This is a genomic window from Rhodococcus sp. 06-235-1A, from assembly GCF_002258785.1.
Classification (GTDB): domain Bacteria; phylum Actinomycetota; class Actinomycetes; order Mycobacteriales; family Mycobacteriaceae; genus Rhodococcoides.
In genome coordinates this window covers 216,440-236,108 of the sequence record NZ_NOYI01000002.1, presented here as the reverse complement: position 1 = coordinate 236,108, position 19,669 = coordinate 216,440, and the positions used below count along the sequence as shown (strand labels likewise).

22 protein-coding genes are annotated in these 19,669 nt (G+C 62.4%); 11 read left to right on the top strand and 11 right to left on the bottom strand.

The window, feature by feature from the left end; all coding sequences use genetic code 11:
• Nucleotides 1-10 precede the first annotated feature (10 nt).
• The 3 genes from CH275_RS01025 to CH275_RS01015 all read right to left on the bottom strand — a co-directional run bounded on the left by CH275_RS01025 (nucleotide 11) and on the right by CH275_RS01015 (nucleotide 3,664).
• Nucleotides 11-2,206 (bottom strand): sensor domain-containing protein, encoded by a 2,196-nt coding sequence (locus CH275_RS01025; protein ID WP_094674639.1) that lies wholly within the window; start codon nucleotides 2,204-2,206, stop codon nucleotides 11-13.
• A gap of 201 nt (nucleotides 2,207-2,407) precedes the next feature.
• Entirely contained in the window at nucleotides 2,408-3,082 is a 675-nt protein-coding gene (locus tag CH275_RS01020) for a class I SAM-dependent methyltransferase (RefSeq protein WP_094674356.1), read from the bottom strand.
• A 42-nt stretch (nucleotides 3,083-3,124) separates the two neighbouring features.
• Nucleotides 3,125-3,664, bottom strand: coding sequence for a hypothetical protein (locus CH275_RS01015; protein WP_094674354.1), 540 nt, complete (start codon nucleotides 3,662-3,664; stop codon nucleotides 3,125-3,127).
• 49 nt (nucleotides 3,665-3,713) lie between these two features.
• Here CH275_RS01015 and CH275_RS01010 point away from each other — a divergent pair, with 49 nt between their 5' ends.
• A complete protein-coding gene (locus tag CH275_RS01010; RefSeq protein WP_094674352.1) occupies nucleotides 3,714-4,241 on the top strand; it encodes a GNAT family N-acetyltransferase in 528 nt (175 codons plus the stop codon).
• Here CH275_RS01010 and CH275_RS01005 read toward each other — a convergent pair.
• On the bottom strand, nucleotides 4,212-4,865 hold the full coding sequence (locus CH275_RS01005) for an HAD family hydrolase (protein ID WP_094674350.1): 654 nt from the start codon (nucleotides 4,863-4,865) through the stop codon (nucleotides 4,212-4,214). The genes CH275_RS01010 and CH275_RS01005 overlap by 30 nt on opposite strands.
• A gap of 148 nt (nucleotides 4,866-5,013) precedes the next feature.
• On the opposite strand from CH275_RS01005, the gene CH275_RS01000 reads away from it, so the two are divergent.
• From CH275_RS01000 to CH275_RS00990, 3 genes are all read left to right on the top strand, one after another.
• Nucleotides 5,014-6,198 (top strand): GNAT family N-acetyltransferase, encoded by a 1,185-nt coding sequence (locus tag CH275_RS01000; RefSeq protein ID WP_094674637.1) that lies wholly within the window; start codon nucleotides 5,014-5,016, stop codon nucleotides 6,196-6,198.
• Nucleotides 6,199-6,306: 108 nt separating this feature from the next.
• Entirely contained in the window at nucleotides 6,307-7,098 is a 792-nt protein-coding gene (locus tag CH275_RS00995; RefSeq protein WP_094674348.1) for an ArsR/SmtB family transcription factor, read from the top strand.
• Nucleotides 7,099-7,125: 27 nt separating this feature from the next.
• On the top strand, nucleotides 7,126-7,551 hold the full coding sequence (locus tag CH275_RS00990; protein WP_094674346.1) for a hypothetical protein: 426 nt from the start codon (nucleotides 7,126-7,128) through the stop codon (nucleotides 7,549-7,551).
• 33 nt (nucleotides 7,552-7,584) lie between these two features.
• On the opposite strand, the gene CH275_RS00985 is transcribed toward CH275_RS00990, so the two are convergent.
• Nucleotides 7,585-8,466 (bottom strand): SDR family oxidoreductase, encoded by an 882-nt coding sequence (locus tag CH275_RS00985; protein ID WP_094674344.1) that lies wholly within the window; start codon nucleotides 8,464-8,466, stop codon nucleotides 7,585-7,587.
• A complete protein-coding gene (locus tag CH275_RS29830) occupies nucleotides 8,463-8,591 on the bottom strand; it encodes a hypothetical protein (protein ID WP_256990802.1) in 129 nt (42 codons plus the stop codon). Before CH275_RS29830 ends, CH275_RS00985 begins: the two co-directional genes overlap by 4 nt.
• 104 nt (nucleotides 8,592-8,695) lie before the next feature.
• On the opposite strand from CH275_RS29830, the gene CH275_RS00980 reads away from it, so the two are divergent.
• The 4 genes from CH275_RS00980 to CH275_RS00965 all read left to right on the top strand — a co-directional run bounded on the left by CH275_RS00980 (nucleotide 8,696) and on the right by CH275_RS00965 (nucleotide 12,364).
• Nucleotides 8,696-9,364: a winged helix-turn-helix transcriptional regulator gene (locus CH275_RS00980; RefSeq protein ID WP_094674635.1), complete on the top strand. Its 669-nt coding sequence runs from the start codon at nucleotides 8,696-8,698 to the stop codon at nucleotides 9,362-9,364.
• A 95-nt stretch (nucleotides 9,365-9,459) separates the two neighbouring features.
• A complete protein-coding gene (locus CH275_RS00975; RefSeq protein ID WP_256990801.1) occupies nucleotides 9,460-9,804 on the top strand; it encodes a nuclear transport factor 2 family protein in 345 nt (114 codons plus the stop codon).
• Complete coding sequence (locus CH275_RS00970) at nucleotides 9,801-10,640, top strand: SDR family NAD(P)-dependent oxidoreductase (RefSeq protein WP_094674342.1); 840 nt, start codon at nucleotides 9,801-9,803, stop codon at nucleotides 10,638-10,640. Before CH275_RS00975 ends, CH275_RS00970 begins: the two co-directional genes overlap by 4 nt.
• Nucleotides 10,641-11,284: 644 nt before the next feature.
• Nucleotides 11,285-12,364: a GGDEF domain-containing protein gene (locus tag CH275_RS00965; protein ID WP_179275907.1), complete on the top strand. Its 1,080-nt coding sequence runs from the start codon at nucleotides 11,285-11,287 to the stop codon at nucleotides 12,362-12,364.
• A 36-nt stretch (nucleotides 12,365-12,400) separates the two neighbouring features.
• Here the strand turns inward: CH275_RS00965 and CH275_RS00960 are convergent, their stop codons facing one another.
• The 4 genes from CH275_RS00960 to CH275_RS00945 form a co-directional block, all read right to left on the bottom strand.
• Nucleotides 12,401-12,898 (bottom strand): DUF6328 family protein, encoded by a 498-nt coding sequence (locus CH275_RS00960; protein ID WP_094674338.1) that lies wholly within the window; start codon nucleotides 12,896-12,898, stop codon nucleotides 12,401-12,403.
• Nucleotides 12,895-14,568, bottom strand: coding sequence for a cation:proton antiporter family protein (locus CH275_RS00955; RefSeq protein ID WP_094674336.1), 1,674 nt, complete (start codon nucleotides 14,566-14,568; stop codon nucleotides 12,895-12,897). The genes CH275_RS00960 and CH275_RS00955 overlap by 4 nt, the downstream gene beginning before the upstream one ends.
• A 203-nt stretch (nucleotides 14,569-14,771) precedes the next feature.
• Nucleotides 14,772-15,227 carry a tellurite resistance TerB family protein gene (locus tag CH275_RS00950; RefSeq protein ID WP_094674334.1) on the bottom strand — a complete coding sequence of 152 codons (456 nt, stop codon included), beginning with the start codon at nucleotides 15,225-15,227 and terminating at the stop codon, nucleotides 14,772-14,774.
• A gap of 128 nt (nucleotides 15,228-15,355) precedes the next feature.
• The gene (locus CH275_RS00945; protein WP_094674332.1) at nucleotides 15,356-15,688 is read right to left on the bottom strand and encodes a hypothetical protein; all 333 of its coding nucleotides are present in this window, start codon (nucleotides 15,686-15,688) and stop codon (nucleotides 15,356-15,358) included.
• A 192-nt stretch (nucleotides 15,689-15,880) separates the two neighbouring features.
• Here CH275_RS00945 and CH275_RS00940 point away from each other — a divergent pair, with 192 nt between their 5' ends.
• The 3 genes from CH275_RS00940 to pabB all read left to right on the top strand — a co-directional run bounded on the left by CH275_RS00940 (nucleotide 15,881) and on the right by pabB (nucleotide 18,973).
• Nucleotides 15,881-16,219, top strand: coding sequence for an RNA polymerase-binding protein RbpA (locus tag CH275_RS00940; protein WP_027497120.1), 339 nt, complete (start codon nucleotides 15,881-15,883; stop codon nucleotides 16,217-16,219).
• Nucleotides 16,220-16,494: 275 nt separating this feature from the next.
• A complete protein-coding gene (locus tag CH275_RS00935) occupies nucleotides 16,495-16,890 on the top strand; it encodes a chorismate mutase family protein (RefSeq protein ID WP_256990800.1) in 396 nt (131 codons plus the stop codon).
• Between the two features lie 10 nt (nucleotides 16,891-16,900).
• The gene (gene pabB / locus CH275_RS00930) at nucleotides 16,901-18,973 is read left to right on the top strand and encodes an aminodeoxychorismate synthase component I (protein WP_094674330.1); all 2,073 of its coding nucleotides are present in this window, start codon (nucleotides 16,901-16,903) and stop codon (nucleotides 18,971-18,973) included.
• Between the two features lie 53 nt (nucleotides 18,974-19,026).
• Here the strand turns inward: pabB and CH275_RS00925 are convergent, their stop codons facing one another.
• Nucleotides 19,027-19,623: a hypothetical protein gene (locus tag CH275_RS00925; protein WP_094674328.1), complete on the bottom strand. Its 597-nt coding sequence runs from the start codon at nucleotides 19,621-19,623 to the stop codon at nucleotides 19,027-19,029.
• Nucleotides 19,624-19,669: the final 46 nt, after the last annotated feature.

Sequence of the window (19,669 nt, the reverse complement as noted above, 5' to 3'; positions counted from 1 at the left end):
CGCTCGTGACTCATGGACCGGCGAGCAGCAAATCCGCGATTGCACCGGCGTCGACCGGTCGTCCCAACAGAAACCCCTGGGCGAAATCGCATCCCGCGGCGGCCAATGCATCGAGTTGTTCCTCTGTCTCGACCCCTTCGCCGACGACGGTTACGTCGAATGCCCGGGCAAGCGCGACGATGGCCGAGACGATCGCGCGAGCCCGAGGGGCAGGAAGCCGGGTTATGTACGACTTGTCGATCTTGAAGCACTCGAACATGGGGTAACGATCGAGATACGACATGGAGCTGTGGCCTTTACCCATGTCGTCTAGTAGGAGAGCCACCCCCATGGCGTGCAGGGCGGAGACAGTATCGGCGACCCGTTCGGTATCGGCGACCCACACGGTTTCGGTCACTTCGAGTCCGAGAGCGGAGGCAGGTAGTCCCGTCTCTGCCAGCACGGACGCGACCTCGGTGGGAAAGTCGGGATCGCGCAGTTGAAGCGCGCTGACGTTGACGCGAACCACGATGTCGGAGAACGTTCGCCACCGCGCCGCGGCCGTGCATGCGGTACGTAGCGCCCACGCACCCAATGGTGTTGCAAGACCTGTTCTTTCGGCGACTCCGACGAATTCGCTTGGTTCGATAGGCCCGAGTTCGCGGTGATTCCAGCGGGCGAGTGCCTCCACTGCAACGATTTTCCGTGTGGCGATGTCCACCAGTGGTTGGTAGGCGAGAGTGAGTTCGTCGGCCCGCAGCGCCGCTCGGAGATCGATCGACAGTGACCTGATGCGATCTGCGTCGTAGAGGTCGGTGGGATCGAAGACGGCGTGACCGCCTGTGCCACTGTCCTTTGCACGGTACATGGCCAAGTCCGCGCGATGGATGAGCTCCTGTCGCGTCGAATTCGGATCGGACACAGCGATGCCGATACTCGCGCTGAGGGGGATCGGAACATCGACGGCAGAAAACGGCACCGCGATGGAACTGGTGATGTGTCGTGCGAGTTCTTCGGCATGCGCGACACTGTCCACGCCTTCGCACACGATCAGGAACTCGTCGCCGCCCAGGCGTGCGACCGTGTCCGCCTCCCGAATCGCCGAGACGAGTCGGGAGACGAACTTGACCAATGCCTTGTCTCCGGCTTCGTGGCCCAGGCTGTCGTTGATGATCTTGAAATCGTCGATGTCGAGCAGCAGCAGTGCGACGGTGGCGGACTGTTGCCGCGCGCGGGCCAGTGCAGCATCGATGACGTCGTAGGCGAGCGTGCGGTTGGGTAGCCCGGTGAGTGCGTCGTGCGTACTGCGTCGTCTCAGTTGGCGTTCCAGATCGATCCGCCGGTTCGCTGCGGACACGATCCCGGCGACGGAACCGAGAAACGACACTTCCTCGTCGCGGTAGTGACGGGCCTCCGCGCTGTGGATCGTGAGCACGCCCCAGGCGTCGCCGGCGACGTCGAGGATCGGAACTCCGACTCCGCTCCGGAGTCCGAACGCTGCCATGGTCTCGGTGCGAAAGCGCGTCTCGACAGTGCGGTCGTTGCATACTGCCGACTCGGAATTCGCCAGAACGTATCCCATCAACGAACCGTCGCCCGATGGAACACTTTGCCGTACACCGAGTACGCCGCTTGCTGCGTCCATGGTCAGGTAGGGATCGTCGGGACGTTCGAGATGGGCAATTGCCGAGTTTCCGACGCCGATCAACGTTGCTGCGGTATCGGTAGCGGCGGTGAGCAGTGTCGGTAAGTCGGCGATGACGGCGAATCTGCTGAGATCGGCGAGAGCCTTCTGCTCTCGAGCGTGCCGGCCTGCGACGAGTGCATCGGCGGCCATTCGAGCATTGCGCCGTTCGTCTGTCTGTCGGTGGCGAATGGTGGAGACGACCACGTCCGCCCGACCGTTGTCGGAATGGATCACATAGGCGGTGACAACCACCGGAATGCTGGTGCCGGTCACGTGATGCCGTAACTCGCAGTAACCCTCCCACATTCCATCGGCGCGCAGACCGGCTCCGATGTCATTCGCGAGTTCGAGCCCATCCGGGGTGAGGAATTCGAGGGCACTCAGCTCTACGGCGGCTGCAAGACTCGCCGATCCGATCAGTTCCAAGCCGGCCGGATTGATGTACAGGATCTTTCCCGAGAAGTCGGACAGTGATACGAAGTCGGGAAATCGATCGAGAAACGACCGAAGGTCCACTGGAATGCCCGTGATGTCGTCCACGGCCCCTCCGATCCGACTCACCCGTAATCCGAGCGGCACCGGTTCGATGCTATTCGGCGGGTGCGATCCGTGTGCACGATTGCCACGAAGAGTTCATCCGTGGTCCAACCGTTCCCCTTCACCGTATCGCGTGACCCAGGCGGAGGGTGCGGGTCCGTAGGCGCTGCGCGACTGATGGTCGAGCTGATGGACCTTCGGGATCTACGGACTTGCGCGGGCGTGTCGACGAGGGCGTCGAGCCACGAAGAGCGCGACATTGCCGACCATCGTCACCTCGACGTGCTCGAACCTCTCGGACAGTACTCGACGAAGGCCCGGCAGATCGTCCCGGCGATTCCCGAACACGCCGAATTTGTTGTAGGCGAACATCAATACCTTACCGAGCACGGAGAAGTTCTGGTCGACACCGATCACTGTCGATCCGAACAACACACCCTCCGGCGTCAGAGTCCGCGCAAGGTTCGTCAGCGCTGTGGCCTTGGTGGACCACTCTCCGGGGAGGCAGTGTAGAACGTAGTTGATCGCCACCGAATCGAACTTGTCCACGCTTGCATTCAGGGGCAGTAGAACATCGTGCTCGATCAGTGTGAGAGAGAGATTCAATCGGGATGCCGTGTGATCGAGTGAGTTGGCATTGAGGTCGAGGAGGGTGAGTTCGATATCGGCGGGGAGATCGATGTTGGCGAGTGCCCAGCCCGATCCGGGACCGACTTCGAGGTGGCGGTGGCCGATGTGTTGACGGTAGAGATCGCTGAAATGCGCTCTGTTGCATCGCCACCCGTAATTGTTCGAGATCAGGACGACCCAGAGGTCGTACACTCGGAGGACAAGCTTGGTGTACGGGGCCGCTCCGGCTCGGGTGGACAGCGTTGACATCGAATCGATCGCCTCTCAGGATTTCCGGGAGCTACGGCAGTGTCACCACACCACAGTGGTGTCTCCGACGCGAACTCGACCGAAGAATCGGTTCGTGATGTCTTCCCCGGAATGGTCGAAGCTGTCGACGATCGACGCGAGCTCATCCACGAGTGCACGAAGCGCGGGGGAGTAGACGTCGATTCCGCCGTCGCGGCACCAGCCCCAAGCGGTTGGAATGCAGCTGATGGTGACGACGATCTCGCAGTCGTGGAGTACGTCGACGTCGATCTGTATGTCCTTGGGTGCGTTGGCAACCGGATCGAGAGGGGCGACCTCGGATAGTTCGGCTGCGGAAAGCCGATTGGTCCGGGCCATGGTGATGTCATCGCGAATCATCTCGGCGATGCTGTCGAGGCCAGCATGTCGGCCGAGCCGGCTGTACCCCGAACCGTACTGTCGGTGAGCGTCCGTGATCGGCCGCGACGTGCGAAGTATCCGATTCAGCATGCGCTGAGCGGTGTCCCGTTCCGAGCTACCCGTGCGGGGGTGGTCGATCAACGCACGCAACCGGGAGATCCTGACTGCGGGGTTGGTGGCCATCGCCCGAGAATATCGCGGCAGCGGTGTCGATGGAACGTATCCTGACCCCATGGAATCCGTTGACTGTGCCATCCGCTCTGTCGACGCCAGGGACGTCGATGATCCGCAGATGTTGGCGTCGATCTGGGTTCGCTCGACAGCGATCCGCGATGGAAGTGTGGAACCGGGAGACGTTTCGGCGGCGGTGGCAGGCATTCGACGCCGGCTGGAGTTCGTCGACGCATGTGTTCTCGTCGCAGAGCGCCGCGGTAGATCTGTCGGGTTCGCGCTGGGTGCACCTCTGGGCGATGTCCTCGAACTTTTCTACCTTGCTGTCGATCCGGAGGTTTGGGGAGAGGGGATTGCCACGCGCTTGCTGCGTGCGGTCGACAGTTTTGCAGACTCCGTCGGCTGCGAGACCTGCGTGCTGTGGGTGATCGAGGACAACGAACGTGCGATCGGCGTGTACGAGAACGCAGGGTGGATCGGAACGGACGACACGCAGACGGACGCAGCATCGGGTCGAGTCGAGCGCAGACTCGTTCGCCGGACGCAGCGTACTGGAGGTTCAGTCGAGGCCGAGTTCCCATTCCTGTAACCATGGAATGACCTCGGTCAAATCCTGGGTATCCATGCCGTCGCTTGCTGCCTCCTGGGCGTCCGGGCCGGCGTTCAGGGCGAGCGATGTGGGCAGAACCTCGAACAGGGGAACATCAGAACGACTGTCACCGATCGCGCAGCACTGCTGCGCTCGCACGTGCCGCTCGACTGCAAGAGCGAGCGCCCGATCGCGCTTGTCGTATTCGTCGAAGTGTTCGGCCACGGTCCCGTTGTAGACGAACCCGGAGACGCCGACTCGGGGTCCACCGTTGACGGTGAAGCCATATCGCCTCGAAATCGAACGACTGACGGGCTGCCAAGCCAGCGAGGCCAGTACCGGTTCGATCCGATGACTGCGGCACCAGGACGCCACCTCTCCGATGCCATTGATCAGCGGAAGGTCGTCGAGCCATCGATCGACGGTGCTGATATCGACGCCGCGCCACCCCCTGGCATCGATGACACTTACCTCGGCGTTCGTCAGCTCACCTGCCGCGTACCGCCGCTCGGCGTCATCGAGTTCCTCGTGGTGGCCGAGGCGCGCGGCGAGAAAACTGCCGCTGGACGTCGTTGGCACGAGTGTTCCGTCGATGTCGAAAAACACGATCCCTCGCGTCGCCATCCTCGCAGCATAACGAGCCTGCGGGCGGCCGTCGCATTCGAATGTGAAAACGAACGGCGATAATGGATCGCCCGATATATCGCATGTCCGCCATTCGGTTCCGATCACGTTGCGGGGTGCGGTGCACACAGTCCAGACTGAAGCAATCATGACGAACGATGACGTGTCAGCCAATCCGCGCACACTGCGGCCGAGACGGGCGGCACCACGCGAGACGGCAGTCGAACTGACATCAAGCGGCGTGCCCGTGTCCGAGCGAGACTTCTTCATCGAGGAGTTCCGAGGGGTCACCATAGTGGTCGCCCTACCTGTCTTGAGTGCCGCCGGGCTGCAAGCAGTCAGCCGCACAGTGGGTGAATTCACTACGGGCGATACGCGATTCATCTTCGTCGTTCCGACCGATTGCGTCTCGGACACCGCCACTGCGGTCGGTGGTCTGGCCATGGACGGCTCCTCGGCGTGGAGCGACGAGGCCATCGCCCGTCTGTGGCTTGCTATCGCGGACTCGGAATGCGTCGTGATCGGGAGCGAGTCTTCTGCCGTTGCGCGCACTGCCGGGTCCGTCGCTGCGAGCGTCAGGGCATCCAAGATGGTGCTCACCGATCCGGGCGGCGGCTGGGGGACTCCGCCTCGCAGCTTCGCGGATATCGACCTGCACCGTGAGCGTCTCACCCGGCACCTTGCCGAGCGGGGGCTCGACGAATTCCCGCATGCGGCTCAGGAGGCGCTTGCAGGCGGGGCGTACAGCGTAAACCTCTGCCGTGCTGAGGATCTCGAATTCGAGCTGTTCACCTTCGACGGCCGCGGTACCGTCCTGACCCAAGGGCGATACCTTCACCTGGCCTCACTTCAGGTGGACGATTTCCCCGCAATCGAGGCGCTGGTCGCGCAGGGAGTGCGGGAAGGGGTTCTCAAGCAGCGCAGTCGGATCGAGATTGCGCGGATGGCTGCCGGGGGTCTCGGTGCTCGGGTTCTGCGCACTGGGCACTTGGCCGGCATCGTCGGACTCGAGACGGACCGATACGCCGGAACAGGATTCGGCGAGGTATCGGGTTTGATCACAGTTGCGGAGTTTTCCGGGCTCGGAGCCGGGGGCCTCCTGATCGACGGATTGATCGAACTCTGTCGCGAACGGGGGATTGCGAACCTGTTCGCAGTGACCGTCAGCGGTGAGGCCGCCGACTTCTTCGCCAGACGGAGATTCATCGAAGTGGGACGCCAGGATGTGCCTGCCGCGAAATGGGAAGACTACGACGTCGATCGGCTCGAGTCCGCTCGTTGCTTTTTGCGGGCCGTCTCGGCTACCCCGAGGAGTGTTTCCCAGGGCACATGAAGTGTGACTCCGGTGTCCCGTTTGCACTTGTGACGCGAAAGGAGCCCTTCAGCCCCGGTGGCGAATACTTCACCGCACGATGAAGTGACCTCGGCGCAGACTGTAGGCATGAGCACTTCGAGCCCCCGCACGGCGACGACCAGCCGGTACGGCGACGCAGACGTCGCATCCGTGGCGGCGTTGATCGCAGATCCGGCCCGCGGACGAATCCTGATGGCACTCGCCGACGGGCGTGCATTACCGGCCGGCGTGCTGGCCGCCGAATCCGGAGTCAGTGCTCAATCGGTCTCCGGTCATCTCAAGAAGCTCGTCGCCGGGAACTTGCTGAGGGTCACCGCGACCGGTAGACACCGCTACTACAGCCTCGCCGGACCCGAGATTGCCGCCGCACTCGAGTCCCTGGCGTTGATCGCCGAACCGTACGAAATCACCAGCCTGCGGCAAGGCACCCGCGCCAACGCTCTGCGCCGGGGCCGAACCTGTTACGACCACATCGCCGGCAAGCTCGGCGTCACCATCACCGAGGCGCTGCTCGAATCCCAGGCGCTGGTACGTACCGACGGCCGGGCAGACGCAGGGCGAGCCGACACCGACCCACTGTCCGCCGGCAGCGGCGACGACTGCCCATACGAACTCGGCCCGCGAGCACACGATGTTTTCGCCGCCATAGGCGTCGACATCGACGCCGCGCGGGACTCCCGATCCCGACGCCCGCTGCTCAGAGCGTGCGTCGATTGGACCGAGCAACGCCACCACATCGCAGGCTCCCTCGGCGCCGAGATCTGCCGGACCTTGGTCAATGCCGAATGGATCTCCCGCACACCGCGTGAACGTGCCGTTTCGCTGACACCACGAGGACACCGCGCATTGGAAGCGCGACTCGGACTCGTGTACCTCTGACCATTCCGCTACAGAACAGGAGCCGACGTGCCCGCAACCACAGAACAAGCCGCCTATGTCTTCGATGAGTGGCACAAACGCATCAGCGAACGCGATGCTCCCGCCCTTGGGGCGCTCTACGCAGACGACGCGACACTCGAAAGCCCCCTTGTATCCGTGCTTTTCGACCAGGCATCAGGAATTGTCGAAGGTCGGATTGCACTGGACAGTTTCCTCGAGGAAGCGACCCGACGCCGACCCGACGACACCGAACTTCGATCACTCCACCGCTCTGACACCTATGCATTCGACGGCCACCGTTTGATGTGGGAATACCCCCGGCAAACACCGTACGGCGATCAACTGGACCTCGTCGAAGTCATGGAACTCGACGGCACGCGGATCACCAGACACCGAATCTATTGGGGCTGGAAAGGAATTGCGCACATTTCTGTGTCGGCCCACCAAGCATGAGAACGCGGTGCGGTGTTGGTGATGCATTCGGCGTCACCGGGTGTCACGGACTGCCATCTCGAGGGCGGAATCCAGGGGGAGGGGTGTGATGTGGGCGAAGGGGCGCGAGCGCGTGGGGTCGACGATGTAGTCGAATCGGTTGATGCTGGCGAGATGTCGGCTGAAGTGAAACGAGTCATCGGTGAAGCGCGAAGTAAGGAATGCGTCGACCGTGGGCGTGCTCCACGGGACTCTGACGATCGGTCTGTGCAGGTTGAGGGCGTCCATGATCGCGCGCACGAGCTGCTCATGTGTGGGTTCGCCCGATGCTGGTATGTCGACGATGCGGCCGATCTGTTCGGGGGTGGTGCCGGCGTGGATCAGGCAGTCGGTGGTGGTGGCGATGTCGACGACAGCCATGCGATGTCTGCGCCATGGGCCCATCGGGATCAGGGGAGCGCGGCGGATGAGTTGCACATAGGGCCGCATTCCTCGTGACCGGTGGCCGAGGACCATTCCAGCGCGAACGACGATCATCCCGGACAGGGCGAGGAGTTCCTGTTCGACGGCGAGGCGGTTGCGTTGGTAGAGCGGTGCGGGTGCACCGTTGGGGGCGGGGAGGGTGCTGAAGAAGACGCAGCGAGGCAGCGCGGACGAGTTCGCGGCGTACGCAAAGTGGCGGGCTGCGGCGAGGTCTCGACCGTCTTGATCGGTCGAATCCAAAGAATGTACGAAGTAGTAGGCGACATCGATATCCGTGAGCGCCTCCGAGAGTCCGACTCCGGTGGCGACGTCTCCGACTACGAAATGGTCCAATCCGGCTGGAGCGCGGCGCTTGTCGCGGACGAACCCGCGCACCCAATGACCCCGCTCTCGGAGTTGAGCCGCAATGCGGCTGCCGTTGTAACCGCTGGCACCGACCACGAGAATTCTCATGACGCGTCCTCCTGTGCTGTTCGGGTGTACGTATCCCGCGGTTCGCGCGCGTAGCGCCAAGAGCCGGACCGGGCCCGGACGTCGGTGAACGCGTCGACGAAGTTCCGCGCCTCGGTAGTGGACATCGGATGTCCTCTCGTCGAAGGAATTCGATGACACAATTACATAAGATTCAGAAGTAGGCAATCATAAATCCTATTTCAGTGCTTCGGTTATGTATGCTCTCGGTATGACTCGGCGTAGCTATCAGCAGTTCTGCGGGTTGGCCAGTGCATTGGATTCCGTCGGCGAACGGTGGACTCTGTTGATCGTTCGGGACCTTATGGCAGGGCCGAAGCGCTATACCGACCTCGCGGCATCGCTGCACGGCATCGGTACGAGCCTGCTCGCAGAGCGCGTCAAACAACTCGATGCCGACGGGGTGATTGCACGGCGGGAACTCCCACCTCCGGCCGCATCGACGGTCTACGAACTCACTGACGCAGGCTGGGAACTCGCCGACGCGCTGGTGCCGCTGGCGATCTGGGGAGCCCGGCACCAACTCGACTCGGACCGCACACCGGACCAACACTTTCAGCCGGAATGGAGCCTGACTGTTTTCGCCAGGCTCATCGCCAGCCGCGAGCCGGAGGGGAGCGGGGTGTACGACTTCACGATCGACGGGGAAAGTGTCCATATCATCCACGCCGGGTCATCGACGACAGTAACCCGAGGCCCTGCACCAGGCGGTGCCGACGCCACGGTCACCGGCGATTCGGGAACCGTCGCCGGTGTGGTCGCGGGCCGTCTCCTTGTTGCTGACGCGCTGACCGCAGGAAGTCTTGCGATCGAGGGAACCGACACCGCGATGAATACTCTTGTCGCGGCGATACCTCGCATGGCGGATCGTCCGAACTGAGCGACCGTCGTGGCCCCGGGCAGGTGTCGGGCGTGGACACCAGTGTGCCGACCCGGTGTTGACCTTCCCCCTGGGGGAGGCGTCACCGTGGTGTCATGACCACAGAATGGGATGGACTCCCGGACAACGTACAGATGTTCATGACCGCACTGGACGCCCGACAAGGCGCTCGAGCGCTCACTGTGTTCACCGCAGATGCCGTAGTGACCGATGAAGGCCATGACCACTCGGGCCGCGGCGAGATCGAGGCCTGGCTGACCGCATCGGTCAGTGAGAGTGAGTACACCTACACAACCGAGTTCACCGGAGCGACCACGACCGGCACGACTGTCGACGTCAAGCAGCACCTGGAAGGCAATTTCCCAGGGGGAGTTGTCGATTTGCACTACCGCTTCACCCTGGACGGCGCGTTTATCGACCGGTTGGTGATCGAGCCATGAGCAAACGATGGTTCATCACCGGCGGCACGCCAGGCGGCTTCGGCATGGCGTACGCCGAGGTGGCGCTGGAGGCGGGGGACCGCGTGGTACTCACCGCCCGGCGTCCAGCGGACCTGGCGTCGTGGGCCGATCAGTACGGTGACCGCGTTCTCGTCGTGCCCATGGATGTCACCGACGCGGAACAGGTACTGCAGGCGGTACGAACAGCCGAAGAGCATTTCGGCGGTATCGACGTGCTGGTCAACAACGCCGGCCGCGGCTGGTACGGATCGATCGAGGGCATGAACGAAGCTTCGATACGGGCGATGTTCGAGCTGAATTTCTTCGCAGTACTGTCCGTCACGCGAGCAGTGCTACCAGGTATGCGCGACCGCGGAAGCGGGTGGATCGTCAACGTGTCCTCAGTGGCTGGGCTTCTGGCTGCGGTCGGATTCGGCTACTACAGCGCCACGAAGTACGCGATCGAGGCCGTCACCGACGCGCTGCGCCAGGAGGTCGCCGGGCAAGGCCTCTCCGTGTTGGCGGTCGAACCAGGGGCTTTCCGTACGAACGCCTACGCTGGTTTTGCTGAAGAGCCTGTCGCGGAAGCGATTCCGGAATACCACGACATGCTGGATGAGGTCCGTACCGCCTTCGTCGACATGAACGGGGTGCAACCGGGCGATCCGCATCGCGGTGCCCGCGCGGTGATCGCAGCGATGGCTCAAGACCCGCCGCCACGCCGGCTGATTCTGGGCAACAGCGGGTACGACGCCGTGATCGACGCGCTGGAACAGAACCTGGGCGACATCCGGTCGAACGAAACGCTATCTCGTAGCGCGGATTTCCCCGCCTGACCGAGCGGAAACCCTGCATATCGGAATTCGTCGTATTGCTTCACGTTCCTCACTATCGACATTGCACCATGGGTCTTTGAGTGATGCCTGGTGTTCGTTCATTCGATGCCCGGCCACCGCACCGCAGAATGCTGGACATACCACCAGCGCCAAGTCTGCGCGTCGCAGTCGGATGCAGTGCCGGGAGTTCGACTTGACATAATGTTGATTATCGGCAAAAACTGATCGCAGTTCGGAAGCTGTATCGATGGTCGGCCGCGCCGTCTCGCGTGGACTGACGCATTCTCGATATGCCTGCGTCGAATGTCCCATCGCGCGATCCACTTTCTACCATGCCTCGGCGGTCATCCGTCGACCTCGCCCGGCGGGCGGCTCCTCGCCGCGAATGGATGGAATGCTCGGATTCGGCCGAACCCCGGGCCGCCCTTCGCCTCTTTGGTCCGGCTCCATCACTCCGAATCGTCACAGTGACGATTCGGAGTGATGGAGCGGCTGCCAACTATCGCCACCTGACATCGGCGACTGTCGCTCGAGGGACAAACAGTCACAGTGGTCAGTATCGGCGATCGACCGGTCGAAAAGACCGTTCCTGCTACGCTCCGTGGAATTGTCAGTCGGGGCAAAAACCAGCCGAAGGTCACTCGATGTTTGCCGTTCGTCCGTTCAGCTCGGCCTCGGGTCGAAATGCGTCACGCCCACGCGAGGACACGTCGGTGTCGGAGTTGTTGGATCTGGACGCGACTCGAACTCGCCTCATTCGATTGATCGTCGGCTTGGGCACGTTCTCGATCGGGCTCATCGGATTGCTCAGCGCACCGTCCGAGGAGTACAGCGGTTGGCGAGTGTATGCAGTGGTCGCCATCAGTCTGACCGCGTTTCCGGTCGCGCTGCGTTGGGTGTTCGGCAGATGGCCCGGCCGGCGTCTGCTGAGCGCGTTCATCGTGTATTCGGATATATCCATCGCGGTCAGCCTGGTGATGAAAGACACGGCGTTGACGGCAATGGGCGGAACGGTCTTGTTCGCTGTAATCACGATGCTTGCCGTAATAGCGGTGCCGCCACTCCCCTGCGCCATACATATGCTTTTCGCTACGGCCATTCTGGCCGTCGTGGCCGTACGCACGGTCCAGGCCGACATCGCCAGCGGCTGGGTCGTCGCCGCACACAGCTTGACCATGTTGCTGATGTTCGCCTCTCCACTGGTCTTGGTGGTGTACGTGAGCGAACTCCGTTCTCGTGCAAGAGAATCGCTGGTGGATCCGCTGACCGGTCTGCACAACCGTCGCGGGCTGTTCGCTGCGGTAGCTGCCACCGCGATGACAACGCCGGATGTCGAACCGAAGGTGATGTGCGCCGTCGCCGCCGATGTCGACGGCATGAAGGGCGTCAACGACAACTACGGACACCACACCGGCGACGCTGTCCTCGTCGATGTAGCCCAGCATCTTCGGGCGCTCGCCGCGAACCGCTGGATCGTCGCACGGCTGGGCGGTGACGAGTTCGCGTGCATCGCCGTCGGTCGGCCTGCCGACCTCGCTGCCCGAACTGCGGAGCTCGTAGCAAGCCTGAGACAGGCCCGGATGTTGTCCGGGCTCACCGTCAGCGTCGGGTCGGCAGCGGTACACATCGACGCGGACAGTGACGTGCGGCAGTCTGCGCAGGACGTACTGCGCATCGCGGACTCGGAGATGTATCGCGCGAAACGCAGTCGTTGGCCAGCGTGAGGCGAACCACCACCGAATCTCTCGACTCCGGCGACGTCATCGAGATTTCAGATACCACCGTGGCAGTGCGACCCACAATGCGAGGAGAAGGCTCAGAGCGACCAGAGCAGCCACGATGCCGACGAGCGGGCCCACCACGAAATCGAACGTGAGAGCTACGACTCCCACCAGTGCGATGCCGAGCATGACCAAGCCGGCGATCGCGAGTCGATTGCCGACCTGTACGAGTACACCTATTGCTTTGTGACGGAACAGAATTCGGTGCATCCCAACGGGTGCAATCAACAGGATGGTTGCGATGATCGAAGCGCTGACCGTCATCAGATACACAGCGCGCCCGAATGTGGAGACGTCGTCGAACCGTTGCTGAAACGGCAGAGTCAGCAGAAATCCGGTCAACAGCTGTACCCCGGTCTGCTCGACGCGCAATTCCTGAAGTAGCCCCAGCCAGTTGCGGTCGAGTTGCTGAGTCGGCGTCTCTCCCCTGGCCTGGGAGTTCCATTCGGCATTGAAAGGTGTCGAACGGTCGGTCACTGGCTCTCCTTGTACGTTCCCGGTTCCGTCGCCGGTCGGAGGACGCTGTCTGCATCGGGTGTGCCGAGGTCGTCGTCCGAAGCCTCGCCGACGGGGGTCGGGGGTGCATGCCCTACTTGATCCGCCAGCTCCAATCCCGCGCCAGCGTAGACGTTGAAGGCGATGTCCACACCGTGTTCCTTTGCCCACTGAACTTCGTCGTCGTAGCGGGCGACGGCAGCGACGGTGCCGCTGAACCCGGATTCTCGTAGACAGGCGAGTGCCGTGACGTTCGCACCGTGACGTGGCATCGCGAGCACGGCTATCCGTACCGACTCCGAGTGCCGCAGTTGATGCCAGAAATCGAGATCGGTTGCGTCCCCTTCGATGACTCGCAGTCCCTGATCGGCGAGGCGGCGAATACGAGGCCCGTCGTAGTCGACACCCACCACATCGAGACCGTAGTGATCGGTGAGCCGCTGATAGGCCGCGAACCCGACGCGCCCCATTCCGATCACGACGACCTCTGCGTCGCCGGCGTCCCCGGAGCGCTCCTCCGGGTGCAGGCTCTGCTCATCCTGATCCGGCAGTCGGGTTGCGATCTTCTCGACCATCAAATGTCCTCGGCCGTTCACGAGTGCCGACACGACGAAGCTCAGCGCCACCGCGATCGACATCTCCACCAACCACGCAGGCGCCAGCAGACCGGTCGTGACTCCGACGGAGACGACGATCAGACCGAATTCGGAATAGTTCATCAGGCTAAGTCCCGCGAGCAGAGCTGTGCGATACCGCAACTTCATCATGGCGAACAGAGCGAGGTACAGAACGGATTTGAATGGAAGCAGAAGCACCATGAGCAGTGCGACGCCGAGACTGGGCAGGTCCGGCAACCCGGTCAGACCGATCGACACGAAGAAGCCCACCAGCAGCAGTTCCTTGATGTGGAACAACGATCGCGACAGCTCGGACGAGGCAGGATGCGATGCCAGCAACACACCGACGATCAACGCACCCAGGTCTCCTTTGAGACCGAGGGCGGAGAACAATGCGTACCCGGGCACCAAGGCCATCACGATGCCGAACAGAGACTGCATCTCGCCGTGGCCGAGGCCGCTCCACACTCTTCGGAGGACCCGAGTGGCAGGCCACAGCAGTACCAGAGTCAGCGCCCAAGGGCTCGGCAGCGTGCCGCTGGTGACGGTCAAGAACACCACGGCAACGATGTCCTGCATCACCAGGACACCGATAGCCACGCGCCCGTAGAGAGCGTGTGACTCCCCTCGTTCTTCGAGAACCTTGACCACGAACACAGTGCTGGAGAACGACATGGCGAAGGCGAGCAATGCAATCGTCGTGAGGCTCTGTCCGGACAACATGGCCAATCCGGCGACGGCAGCCAGCCACAGGATGGTGGTGCCGACCACGATGCTCGACACCAGATGCACCGACGTTGTCAGCCACACTTCTCGGCGCAGCAGAATGCGGACGTCGAGCTTGAGGCCGATGGCGAACAACAAGAGGGTGACGCCGAGATCTGCCATCAGCTCGAGCTGAGGCACCTCACCCACGTCGAGGGCATTGATGACGAATCCCGCAGCAAGAAAACCGACGAGGGGAGGTAGCCGAACCGCCATGGCAAGGCCGCCCAAACCGAAAGCGATGACGAGGTAGATCGCGGCAATTGTCATGCACGGTCCCTTGGCTGGTGGGCAACAACCGGATCTCCAACGGATCGACGACATCGGCGGATGCCGTCGGAGTGTCACCAGTATCCCGGCAATCCGGCTATTTCACAGTGCACGACGCCTGACGCGAACGGCGATCGACGAAGTGGTTGCTTCGTCGATCGCCGTGCTGCGATCCGGTGTCGTGGAACTTCGGATCGGGAGTCTCAGAGCTCGAACTCGGTCGGATCGATTCCCACCGCGAAGCACGCGTTGCGCACAGCGGCCTTCTCATGATCGTCGAAATGGCCATCGGCACCGCCGATGATGATGCCGATCTGGATCACGGCTCGGGCCTGTTCGGGCTTGGACTTCAACTTGCCGATCGTGGCTGTCGCTTCGACTTTGCCGAAATCGAAATCACCCTGGAGTTTGTCGCAGTACCAGTCGAACTTCTGCCGAAGTTCGTCGGACTCGAAGACCCGAAGTGCCTCGTTGCCGGCGATCAGAGAGGCAGTCTTCTGGCGCTCGGCGGGATCGATGGTGCCGTCCGCTGCCGCGATCAGTGCGCACATGGCCATACTGCCGTTCGCGAATTCCTTGTTCTTGAACTGGCTGGTCTTGGTCTGCAGCTGGCCGTTCAGTTCCTGTGCCTTGGACTTGAGTTGATCCCAGAACGCCATGGAGCTCCTTGCTGTGTCGCGAGGTCCGCGCAGATACGCGGACCTCGACCATTGTCCACGGAGCCGGTGAACGAGAGAGGAACCGCAGTTCAGCGTCCCGATGTGCCGCGACTCCCCCGCCGTCGCGGTCAGCGCAAGCGCTCCGCGTCGCGCGCTTTGGCCAGCAGTTCGCTGCACAAGCGGTGCAGTTCCGCGGGATCGGCACCTTCGGTCACCGCGGTGTTGACATCCTCGGCGGCGCACCGGACCTCGAACGCTCGATCGGCCGCGGCCGACGCCTCCTCGGCAGTCAGCACGATCGAGTCGTCCGGAATCGATGTCCCTTTCATCGCACTGCGTTGCTCGTAGGCGCGTTGGCGACAGGATTGACGGCAGTACCGCCGCTTACGCCCGGTTCCGGAGTCGGCAACGGGGCGCCCACACCACGTGCACGTCTGGTCGCGGCGGGTTCTGACGGACATGGTCGTTCAGCCTACTGCGACCGGAAGGTAAGATGCGTTCATCAGTTGCGCCGTCGGCACGGCACCGGGTCTCATCGGCTCGGGAACGAACCGACGCGTGGCGACGTTGTAGATCAGTGGGTAGACGGTGTAGCTCGGTGTCGACGGATGACACCGACGCGCGTACCTACTATCGATGGAGAGGACTTCACCATGGCAGATCGTGTACTTCGAGGCAGCCGACTGGGAGCCGTGAGTTACGAGACCGATCGTGATCACGACCTGGCCCCGCGCCGCGTTGCTCGATACCGGTGCGACAACGGCGAAGAGTTCGACGTCCCGTTCGCCGACGACGCGGAGATCCCCGGCACGTGGGCCTGCCGTAACGGCCTCGAAGGGTCGCTCATCGAGGGGACCGCTCCTGAGGCCAAGAAGGTGAAGCCTCCGCGCACCCACTGGGACATGCTGCTGGAACGGCGCTCGGTGGACGAGCTCGAAGAACTGCTCAAAGAGCGCCTCGACTTGCTGAAGGTCAAGCGCCGCGGCGCGTGATTTTCGTCGGCTGCACCGCCTGATTGGAAACAATCCGGCGGTGCAGTTTTTTTGTGCAATTCCAACTCGGCGTACGTTCGGAACGCGGACGGTGTGTTTATCGTCGCGCTTTCGTGGGTTCCAATACTGTTGAGTGGCGGTGAAACCGCGCAAGGTGTCATGATCGAGCATCGATTGCCGCGCAGGTCGTCGATCGGCAATGTCGGCGGTAACAAAGGCCAGCGAATTCCGATAAACATCACCACTGGAGTCGAAACATCAGGGGGCAGTAACTCGTGAGCCAGGATTCTGATCAGCGCTCCAACGAAGCCCTGCGCACGGCTGCCACAGAGGCGAAATCCGAAGGTCATCGCGCAGTCGGCGAGCAGAAGCTCGTCGAGTTGAGACGTGAGTTGGACGGAATCGACGAAGTACTGCGTGCAGCAATTCGGGATCGTATCGATGTGTGTGTACGGGTAGCACACGTAAAACGCGAACACGATATTCCGATGATGCAACCCGGACGCGTCGGATTGGTGACCGAACGCGCCCGCGAATTCGCGTCGGCGAACGGCCTGTCCCCCGATTTCCTCGAGGAGCTGTACCGATCCATGATCGCCGAGGCATGTCGCGTCGAGGATCTGATCATCGATTCTCCTGCGAGCGGGCCCGGCCTCGAAAGCGAACGGTAGAGGCAAGCCGATGACGATCAACACGCTTCTGGTGGACAACTACGATTCGTTCACCTACAACCTGTACAGCCTTTTGGCCGAGGTGAACGGCCGCCCGCCGACGGTGGTCAAGAACGACGTCGAGTGGACGTCACTGGACTTCGCCGCGTACGACAATGTCGTCATCTCCCCCGGTCCGGGCCGCCCCGATCTGGAGCAGGACTTCGGCATCAGCAGTCGCGTGATCATGGAGTCCGGGCTGCCGATTCTCGGTGTCTGCCTCGGGCATCAGGGCCTGTGCCACCTGTTCGGTGGAAGTGTGGATCTTGCTCCGGCGCCGATGCACGGCAGAATCACCGATATCACGCACACCGGTGTCGATCTGTTCGCCGGGATTCCGTCGCCCTACTCGGTAGTGCGCTATCACTCGTTGGTCGTGACGCGAACGCCGGCCGACTTCGAGGAAGTGGCATGGACACCGGACGGCCTGGTGATGGCAGTTCGGCACCGCAGCAAGCCGATGTGGGGAGTGCAGTTCCATCCCGAGTCCATCAGCACCGAATACGGGCGCGAGCTTCTGGCCAACTTTCGCGACCTGACGTTGGCCCAGTCCAGCGAATCGAGTGCTGCAGGTACCCAAGATTCGATGTTCACCATCGAAACACGTTCTCTGGACGAGGAATTCGACTCCGAGCGGGTATTCGAGGCTCTCTTCGCGCAAGGCTCGAAGAGTTTCTGGTTGGACGGTAGCGCAGCACTCGAGCCCGAATGCCGGTTCACCGTCATGGGCGATTGCTCGGGGCCGCACGCGGAATACGTGACCTATTCCGTTGCGGAGACCACCGTGACCGTTGAAGGTGCCGACGGCAGCACCGAGCACATTCACTCCACCTTCTTCGACTACATCGACGACAGATTGCGGGAGCGAGCCACTCCCCCTCGGCACGACCTCCCGTTTGCCTTCGGGCTGGGCTACGTCGGGTATCTGGGCTACGAGCTCAAGGCGGACACCGGCGGCCAACTGGTGCACACGTCTGCCACCCCGGACGCATCCATGGTCTTTGCAGATCGCGCGTTGGTCTTCGACCACGAGGCCGGGACTCTCTACTTGATGGGCTTGGCTACCACGCCGGGCGATCCCGTACTGGCCGAGTGGTTCGACTCGGTCACCGACACACTGCGTGCCCTGTCCGGACCGACCACGACGACTGCCCGTTCGAGTGCAGGCGGATCCGGTACTCCACTGCTCGGAGCCGATCGTTCGGTCGAACCACGACTGCGCCACGACCGCGCCCGCTATCTGGATCTCATTTCCCAGTGCCTCGCCGAAATTCGCTCGGGTGAGACCTACGAAGTCTGCTTGACCAACACAGCAACCGTTGCCGGTTCCATCGACGCAGCGGCTACTTACTCGTACATGCGCGAGATCAACCCCACTCCGTACAGCGCCCTGCTCAAATTTCCCGAAGTGTCTGTGCTGAGCGCGTCTCCGGAACGCTTCTTGCGAATCGATGCCGACCGCATCGTCGAGTCCAAGCCGATCAAGGGAACACGACCCCGGGGCGCCACCGCCGAAGAGGACAACGCGCTCAAAGCGGATCTCGTCGCGAACGAGAAGGACAAAGCCGAGAACTTGATGATCGTGGACCTGGTGCGCAACGACCTGGCCCAGGTCTGTGTACCGGGGTCGGTGCACGTCCCGAAGTTGTTCGATGTCGAGACCTACGCCCCAGTTCATCAATTGGTATCCACAGTTCGCGGACGACTGCGCGACGACGCGTCGGCAGCAGACTGTATCCGCGCAGCGTTTCCGGGTGGATCCATGACCGGAGCTCCGAAGATTCGCACGATGGCGATCATCGACAAGCTCGAAGACGGGCCGCGTGGGGTCTACTCGGGTGCCATCGGTTACTTCTCGATCACGGGCACGGCGGACTTCTCGATCGTTATTCGTACGATCGTGGCCACCGAGCACGAAGTGACGTACGGCGTCGGAGGCGCGATCGTCGCTCTCTCCGATCCTGACGAGGAGTTCGAGGAGACGATGGTCAAGGCTGTGTCGATGCGCCGCGCGCTGACCGGTAGAACAGAGAACAGCGGGTAGGGCGTCTGCGCCCTACCCGCTGTTCGACACTCCTCGGCTCGAAGCCGACGTACTTACGGAGTGGTGAAGTACTCGAACACCGCAGGCTGAGCCTGCGGATTGCCGTTCGCAGTTCCGATTACAGCTCCGGCGACGGTACCGATCACGGTTCCGATGATGCAGCCGGAAATGAAGTTCGGGAAGATCGACACACAGCCGATGGCGAAGCCCAGGCCGGCACCGATTGCCGTGCCGACACCGCCGCCGTTGTTCCAGCCGATTGCCAGCTGGTTGACCATGTTGTCGAACGCCTGCTGCTTGGTCCGCGGGCCTGCGACGTCAGCGACGGGAACAGTCTGCGGAGTCAACGTCAACTCGCGACCCTCGGCACCGATCAAGGGTGCGATCGAGTAGACGGTGCCGTTGACGGTGTACTCCAGCGGAACCGAGGCGAGCGTGACACCGGCCTGGTCGATGACCGACACCGTCTCGCTGGTCGCATCGACACGGAACAGTCCGGCGTCGAGGATGGTCTTGACGGATCCATCCGGGTTGACCGACGTCTGGTAGTTCACCGTGTCCGACGACGGGTCTGCTACGGCGTGGCCCGCTCCGGTGGCTACCGCAGCGGTCAACGCCACCGCGACCGTAGCTGTTCTGATCAGTTTCACTTCTGTCCCCTGGTTGTAGTGACGAGCATTCGACCACATTGGTACC

Coding starts and splice junctions, on each gene's coding strand:
- CH275_RS01020 (WP_094674356.1), bottom strand. CDS start 3,082: ATGTCAACGCTGTCCACCCGAGCCGGAGCGGCCCCGTACACCAAGCTT.
- CH275_RS01015 (WP_094674354.1), bottom strand. CDS start 3,664: ATGGCCACCAACCCCGCAGTCAGGATCTCCCGGTTGCGTGCGTTGATC.
- CH275_RS01010 (WP_094674352.1), top strand. CDS start 3,714: ATGGAATCCGTTGACTGTGCCATCCGCTCTGTCGACGCCAGGGACGTC.
- CH275_RS01005 (WP_094674350.1), bottom strand. CDS start 4,865: ATGGCGACGCGAGGGATCGTGTTTTTCGACATCGACGGAACACTCGTG.
- CH275_RS01000 (WP_094674637.1), top strand. CDS start 5,014: ATGACGAACGATGACGTGTCAGCCAATCCGCGCACACTGCGGCCGAGA.
- CH275_RS00995 (WP_094674348.1), top strand. CDS start 6,307: ATGAGCACTTCGAGCCCCCGCACGGCGACGACCAGCCGGTACGGCGAC.
- CH275_RS00985 (WP_094674344.1), bottom strand. CDS start 8,466: ATGAGAATTCTCGTGGTCGGTGCCAGCGGTTACAACGGCAGCCGCATT.
- CH275_RS29830 (WP_256990802.1), bottom strand. CDS start 8,591: ATGTCCACTACCGAGGCGCGGAACTTCGTCGACGCGTTCACCGACGTC.
- CH275_RS00980 (WP_094674635.1), top strand. CDS start 8,696: ATGACTCGGCGTAGCTATCAGCAGTTCTGCGGGTTGGCCAGTGCATTG.
- CH275_RS00975 (WP_256990801.1), top strand. CDS start 9,460: ATGACCACAGAATGGGATGGACTCCCGGACAACGTACAGATGTTCATG.
- CH275_RS00970 (WP_094674342.1), top strand. CDS start 9,801: ATGAGCAAACGATGGTTCATCACCGGCGGCACGCCAGGCGGCTTCGGC.
- CH275_RS00965 (WP_179275907.1), top strand. CDS start 11,285: ATGTTTGCCGTTCGTCCGTTCAGCTCGGCCTCGGGTCGAAATGCGTCA.
- CH275_RS00955 (WP_094674336.1), bottom strand. CDS start 14,568: ATGACAATTGCCGCGATCTACCTCGTCATCGCTTTCGGTTTGGGCGGC.
- CH275_RS00950 (WP_094674334.1), bottom strand. CDS start 15,227: ATGGCGTTCTGGGATCAACTCAAGTCCAAGGCACAGGAACTGAACGGC.
- CH275_RS00945 (WP_094674332.1), bottom strand. CDS start 15,688: ATGTCCGTCAGAACCCGCCGCGACCAGACGTGCACGTGGTGTGGGCGC.
- CH275_RS00940 (WP_027497120.1), top strand. CDS start 15,881: ATGGCAGATCGTGTACTTCGAGGCAGCCGACTGGGAGCCGTGAGTTAC.
- pabB (WP_094674330.1), top strand. CDS start 16,901: ATGACGATCAACACGCTTCTGGTGGACAACTACGATTCGTTCACCTAC.